This window comes from Ethanoligenens sp., from assembly GCF_047718355.1.
Lineage (GTDB): Bacteria > Bacillota > Clostridia > Oscillospirales > Ethanoligenentaceae > Ethanoligenens.
The window spans coordinates 1-6,653 of the sequence record NZ_JBDNLG010000120.1 but is presented as its reverse complement, the minus strand read 5'-3'; the positions used below and the strand labels follow the sequence as shown (position 1 = coordinate 6,653).

The following is a 6,653-nucleotide window of genomic DNA, read 5'->3' as shown; positions in this document are numbered from 1 at the left end:
ATGGTGTAGATCTCAATCTGAGACGCGGAAATTAGCTTACCCAGGTGCTTCGTCGGTGCAACAAGGCAGACTGGAAATACGGTGGTAAATGGGAGAACAGGCGTCAGTTCGCATTCGACATTTACGACCGTGTGAAAAAAGCGGTCAACGATCCGGACTTTATTCTGGGTTCTAAGATTTCCGTGTATGAAGGTTTCCCCGGCGGCTGCGGGACCATGGGCCCGGACAGCGCCGTAATGGACCTGACCGAATCTATTGATTTGGTCAAAGGTCTGGAAGCACACGGCGCCAGCTTCATTCTCCAGTCGGCCGGATCCCCGTCGCATACACTTGCACTTTCTCAGCCAGATAAGAACCTGCCGGATTATGGTTATCTACATTTCTATTTTCAGAAAGTCTGTCGTGAAAATCTTAAGAAAGACACGGTTGTGATCGGCTCAGCCTATACGATTTTCCGCAATGGCAAGGGCACCAAATTTAACGCAGTAGCACCTGAGAAAAATTCTCTGCGTTTCTGGGGCAACAAAAATATTGAGGATGGTGTGGTAGACGCGATTGCTATCGGCCGCCAGTCATTTGCCGATCCATTCCTGCCAGCGAAATTACAGGAAGGCCGCGATAATGAAGTGCACTGGTGCACGGCTTGTGACAACTGTATTGAGTTCTTGATTCGGCAGGAACATGTGGGTTGTGCCACCTACAATAAGGACTTTGCAAAACGCATACAAGAGATTCGTCAGGAAAAAGGTTTGCTGAAAGCCAAACATACTTGATTCCCGGTTACATCGACAGAAGCCGTTTCGGAAGGAAACGGCTTCTTTTGCAAAACCGTTCCGTGTGAGGCCGAAATCCATTTTACAGAAAGATTGCATGAGGTGTATGATATGTCAGAATTCTTTGCAGATGTCCCCCAAATCAAATATGAGGGGAAGAGCAGCACCAATCCATTCGCATTTAAATATTATAATCCGGAAGAAATCATCGGTGGCAAGTCCATGAGGGAGCAGCTCAAATTTGCCATGAGCTGGTGGCACACATTGGGCGCAGATGGCACCGATATGTTTGGAAGCGGTACAGTGGACAAATCATTTGGGACAGATGGCGACCTGATGAAACTGGCTAAGGCCAAAGTTGCGGCCGGATTTGAATTTATGCAAAAATTGGGCATCGACTATTTCTGCTTTCACGACGCCGATCTTGCTCCCGGCGGCCGTACGCTTGCCGAGACCTATGAAAATGAGGAAATTATCAAGGAAACCATATTGGTAGAGATGAAGAAAACAGGCATTAAAAACCTGTGGGGTACATCTAACTGTTTTACACATCCACGCTACATGCATGGAGCAGGCACAGCACCAAACGCTGACGTGTTTGCCTACGCCGCCGGCCAAATTAAAAAAGCCATTGACCTAACGGTTGCTTTCGGTGGCACGGGATATGTTTTTTGGGGCGGCCGTGAGGGATATGAGACGCTGTTGAACACCGATATGGAAATGGAACTTGACAACATGGCCCGCTTGCACCGTATGGCGGTGGAATATGCGCGTGTGATCGGTTTCCGGGGCGATTTTTACATTGAGCCAAAACCCAAGGAGCCGACTAAACATCAGTATGATTTTGACGCGGCCTCTACCATTGCGTATCTGTGCAAATATCATCTGGACAGTGATTTTCGCCTCAACATCGAGGCCAACCATGCCACGTTGGCCGGGCATACATTTCAACACGAACTGCGGTACGCCCGCACCAACGGATTCTTCGGTTCTATCGATGCCAACCAAGGAGATATGCTGCTTGGGTGGGATACCGATCAATTTCCAAGCAACGTTTATGAGACGGCCATGTGTATGTATGAAGTATTAAAGGAGGGCGGATTTACCAACGGCGGTCTTAATTTCGACGCCAAAACGCGTCGTGGCTCTTTTGAACTTAAAGACATTGCCTACGCTTACATCGTCGGGATGGATACGTTTGCTCTCGGTTTGCGCATCGCCGACCGGCTTATTCAGGACGGGCGTATTGATCAGTTTGTCCAGCATCGGTATGCCAGCTACCAAAGAGGCATTGGTGCCGAAATTGTGAGCGGGCAGGCGACGTTAAAAACGCTGGCGGAATACGCGCTCCAAATGGGCGAGGTGCATACCAATCAGAGCGGCCGGCAGGAAGAGCTGGAAGGTATCATCAATAATATTATGTTTTCTCTATAACTTTTGGTGAAGGAGGCATGCAATATGTCCTATCTTCTGGGAATCGATGTGGGTACCTCAGGTACAAAATCGGTGCTTTTCAATGAACACGGCGCGGTGCTTGCTTCGGCCACAAGGGAATACCCTCTCTATCAACCGTGCAACGGTTGGGCCGAACAAGATCCTGATGACTGGTGGGATGCCTCGGTGGAAACGGTGCGCAGTGTCCTGCAAACCGCCGCGATCCAACCAGCCGATATCGCTGGTGTCGGTATTTCCGGCCAGATGCACGGCCTTGTATTATTGGATGGAAAAGGAAATGTTTTACGCAAAGCCATCCTTTGGTGTGACCAACGGACAGCAGCTCAATGTGAAGAAATTACGTGGCTAGTTGGGCGGGCGCGTCTGATCGAAATCACTGCAAACCCGGCGCTTACCGGATTTACAGCCGGAAAAATCCTCTGGGTGCGTGAAAACGAGCCCGCAATTTATGAAAAATGTTGTCACATCTTACTTCCAAAGGATTATATTCGTTATAAACTGACAGGGGAGTTTGCTACCGATGTTTCGGATGCGTCTGGCATGCAACTTCTAGATGTACCGGGACGTAAATGGGCGGATGAGGTACTGGAAAAACTGGAGATTGAGCGGTCGCTGCTTTGTCGCGTATATGAGTCCGCAGAGGTTACGGGTACGGTGCACCGGCAAGCGGCAGAAGTGACCGGCTTGGCGTTTGGTACACCGGTGGTGGGCGGTGCCGGCGACAATGCCGCCGCTGCGGTGGGCACCGGTGTTGTGCGTGATGGACGCGCGTTTACCACCATTGGAACATCCGGGGTGGTCTATGCGCATTCTTCTGGTGTGCGGATCGACGCGAAAGGCCGCGTGCATACGTTTTGCAGCGCTGTTCCCGGCGAATGGCATGTAATGGGGGTCACGTTGGCAGCAGGCCTTTCGATGAGCTGGTTCCGGGACAATTTCTGTGCGGAGGAACGCGGGCGCGCGGAGTCGGAGGGAAGGAACGTATATGACGTGATGGACGAAGAAGCAGCTAAAGTTTCACCCGGATGCGACCGACTGCTTTATCTTCCATACTTAATGGGGGAGCGCACGCCGCATCTTGACCCGGATTGCCGCGGGGTGTTTTTTGGTCTTTCGGCTATGCACACGCGTGCGCATCTGATACGAGCTGTGATGGAGGGGGTTTCCTTCTCGTTGCTCGATTGCATGGATATCCTGTCTCAAATGGGGTTGGATATCACAGAGATGCGTGTGACCGGTGGCGGTGGAACGAGCGCACTTTGGCGACAGATACTCTGTGACATGTTCGGCTGTCCAGTGTGTACGGTGCGATCGCGGCAAGGCCCCGCTCTCGGAGCCGCATTGCTCGCGGGCGTGGGCACAGGTATTTTTTCCTCTGTGCCCCAGGCTTGCGATACGGTGGTTGCCTGTGATAAGAAAGAACAACCCAATTACGAACGCGGCGATTTTTATGCGGGTTACCATGTATTGTATCAGCAACTTTATACGGCGCTGTCTGCTGGTTACAAGCAACTTGGGGCACTCTCTTAAAAATAGAGGGGAGGGAAAAATGGATGTTGAGTCTTTCCTGATTTTTCGGAGGTAATCTGATGTAAACAAGATATATCGTCAAATTACATGTTTGTGTAGATTAATTCGTGGAAATTATATTGACATTACACAATCATGGTGATATGATAGGCAAAGTTATTAAATTGCTTTTACAAAGTTGAAACATTTTGAAAGTAGCGTAAAGTAATTCTCGGGTGTGGCTGGCGGACTCTAGATCAGTGCTATGCCAGAGTGGATTTTTACAGAAAGAAGGCGAAAAGTGAAAGAGCAATGGAAAACAACACTGTCCAAAGCTGCTTTGGAAATCCGCAAAGGGGCCCTTCTGGCAGTATATAGTGGGCAGTCGGGACATCCGGGCGGTTCTCTGTCCATTGCGGATGTGCTTGCCTACTTGTATGGCAAGGAGATGCACGTGGACTCGGCGAACCCTAAGCAGCAAGATCGGGATCGTCTTGTCCTCTCCAAAGGGCATTGTGCGCCCGCGCTTTATGCGGCACTCGCCCTCAAAGGATATTTTCCCAAGGATGAGTTGAAAATGTTTCGGCGTTGGGGCGGTATGCTGCAAGGCCACCCCGACATGAAGGGTACGCCTGGAGTAGACATGACGACTGGTTCGCTCGGGCAAGGTATTTCAGCTGCCTGCGGTATGGCACTTTCGGCAAAAATTTCGAAGAAAGGTTACCGTGTCTATGCCATTCTTGGCGACGGTGAACTGGAAGAAGGTGAAGTTTGGGAGGCCGCCATGTTCGCTGCACAATACAAGCTCGATAATCTTGTCGCGTATGTCGACAACAATGGTTTGCAAATCGATGGAAAAATCACCGACGTAATGTCGCCCCTGCCAATCGCTGAGAAATTTAGCGCATTCAACTGGCATGTGACCGAAATCGACGGACACGACTTTGACCAGATTGAGGCTGCCTATGAAGAAGCTAAAAAGGTGAAAGGGCGGCCGAGCGTGATTATTGCACACAGTGTCAAAGGCAAAGGCGTATCATTTATGGAAAATCAGGCGGAGTGGCATGGCTCTGCGCCTAATGATGAACAGTATGCGCTGGCTATTAAAGAACTTGACACAGCGCTTGTAAATATAGGGGTGGAACCATGAACGGGAAAAAGATGATTGCCACGCGGGAGGCATACGGCAATGCACTTGCCGAGTTTGGCATGGTCTATCCGGAACTTGTGGTGCTGGATGCAGATTTGTCCAAATCGACCAAGACAGCAACATTCCAAAAAAAGTTTCCCGGTCGACACATTAACTGCGGTATCGCTGAAGGGAATATGATGGCGGTGGCCGCGGGCCTGGCTGCTACAGGCAAGATCGTGTTCGCCAGCACGTTTGCAATGTTTGCAGCGGGCCGCGCGTTTGAGCAGGTACGCAACTCCGTTAGTTATGCACATCTGAATGTAAAAATCGGCGCTACGCATGCTGGTCTGTCGGTTGGGGAGGACGGCGCCACCCACCAATGCTGTGAGGACATCGGGCTGATGCGTACCATCCCCGGTATGGTCATCCTCAATCCGTCGGATGCGGTGGAAGCACGCGCCGCTGTGGAAGCAGCTATTCGACACAACGGTCCGGTTTATCTGCGCTTTGGCCGGTTGGCGGTGCCGATCATCAATGATGCACCGGACTACAAATTTGAGATGGGTAAAGGCATCACATTGGCCGAAGGCGGAGACGTTACTTTGATTGGTACCGGCTTGATGGTGCCCGAAGCTCTGTATGCCCGCGAGTTGCTGGCGAAAGACGGGATACAGGCGCGGGTGATTAATATCCATACGATCAAGCCAATCGACCGCAGCCTAATCGAAAAAGCGGCCTTAGAAACGGGAGCCATTGTGACGGCGGAGGAACATAATATCATCGGCGGACTTGGCAGCGCGGTCTGTGAAGTAGTGGCGGAAACCTGCCCGGTACCCGTTTTGCGTGTGGGTGTGGAAGACAGGTTCGGGAAATCCGGCCCGGCTAAAGAAGTATTGAAACATTATGGGCTGACGGCGGAAACCATTGCCGAAAAAGCCCGCAAGGCGTTGTCGTGGAGACGGACGCTGGCCAATGTGTGAAGGGAGTTTATATGAAACTGTTTATTGACACGGCAAATGTAGATGACATCCGTGCCGCAAGCGATCTTGGCGTCATCTGCGGCGTTACCACCAATCCATCTCTTATTGCCAAAGAGGGACGGGTGTTTGGAGAGGTAGTCAAGGAGATTACCACCATTGTGGATGGCCCAATCTCTGCGGAGGTCATCTCTCTGGAAGCGGATAAAATGGTGGAAGAAGCCAAGACGCTTGCCCAGATTCATTCCAACATCGTCATTAAGATTCCGATGTGCGCCGAGGGTCTAAAAGCTGTGAAACGGCTGACAGCCGCGGGAATCCACACCAATGTAACATTGATTTTCTCCGCCGCGCAGGCACTGTTGGCAGCGCGGGCGGGGGCAACATATGTCAGCCCGTTCCTCGGACGGGTGGACGACATTGCATGGGAGGGTATGGCACTGGTGCGGGATATCGCAGAGATTTTCAGACTCCACCAGATTCCGACAGAGATCATTGCGGCCAGCATCCGCAGCCCGTTACATGTGCTGGAGGCGGCTAAGGCCGGCGCACAGATTGCGACCGTTCCCTATGCGGTTATTTTGAAAATGATTGAACATCCGCTCACCAAAAATGGCATTGAGCGCTTTTTGAAGGACTGGGAAACCGTACCGCAGAAATGACCTTACTGTCGGGTGTGGAATGCCTGCCGATGGAAACCAAATGGACTAAAAACGGGAGAGAGCCGCAGTTATGCTGGTTTTGCTCCCGTTTTTGTATAGAAAAGCGTTGGTACGGCATCTGGAGTTTTGGTGACACATGTGTATC

At 51.1% G+C, this 6,653-nt stretch carries 6 protein-coding genes; all 6 read left to right on the top strand.

Going from position 1 to position 6,653, the window contains the following annotated elements; genetic code table 11:
- The first annotated feature begins 131 nt into the window (after positions 1-131).
- The 6 genes from ABF463_RS13415 to fsa all read left to right on the top strand — a co-directional run bounded on the left by ABF463_RS13415 (position 132) and on the right by fsa (position 6,508).
- On the top strand, positions 132-773 hold the full coding sequence (locus ABF463_RS13415) for a hypothetical protein (protein ID WP_415534360.1): 642 nt from the start codon (positions 132-134) through the stop codon (positions 771-773).
- A gap of 111 nt (positions 774-884) precedes the next feature.
- The gene (xylA, locus tag ABF463_RS13410) at positions 885-2,207 is read left to right on the top strand and encodes a xylose isomerase (RefSeq protein WP_415534358.1); all 1,323 of its coding nucleotides are present in this window, start codon (positions 885-887) and stop codon (positions 2,205-2,207) included.
- Between the two features lie 24 nt (positions 2,208-2,231).
- Complete coding sequence (gene xylB, locus ABF463_RS13405; protein ID WP_415534356.1) at positions 2,232-3,758, top strand: xylulokinase; 1,527 nt, start codon at positions 2,232-2,234, stop codon at positions 3,756-3,758.
- A gap of 244 nt (positions 3,759-4,002) precedes the next feature.
- A complete protein-coding gene (locus ABF463_RS13400; protein WP_415534355.1) occupies positions 4,003-4,887 on the top strand; it encodes a transketolase in 885 nt (294 codons plus the stop codon).
- A complete protein-coding gene (locus ABF463_RS13395; protein ID WP_415534353.1) occupies positions 4,884-5,849 on the top strand; it encodes a transketolase family protein in 966 nt (321 codons plus the stop codon). Before ABF463_RS13400 ends, ABF463_RS13395 begins: the two co-directional genes overlap by 4 nt.
- 11 nt (positions 5,850-5,860) lie before the next feature.
- The gene (gene fsa, locus ABF463_RS13390; RefSeq protein ID WP_415534351.1) at positions 5,861-6,508 is read left to right on the top strand and encodes a fructose-6-phosphate aldolase; all 648 of its coding nucleotides are present in this window, start codon (positions 5,861-5,863) and stop codon (positions 6,506-6,508) included.
- The last annotated feature ends 145 nt before the right edge of the window (positions 6,509-6,653 follow it).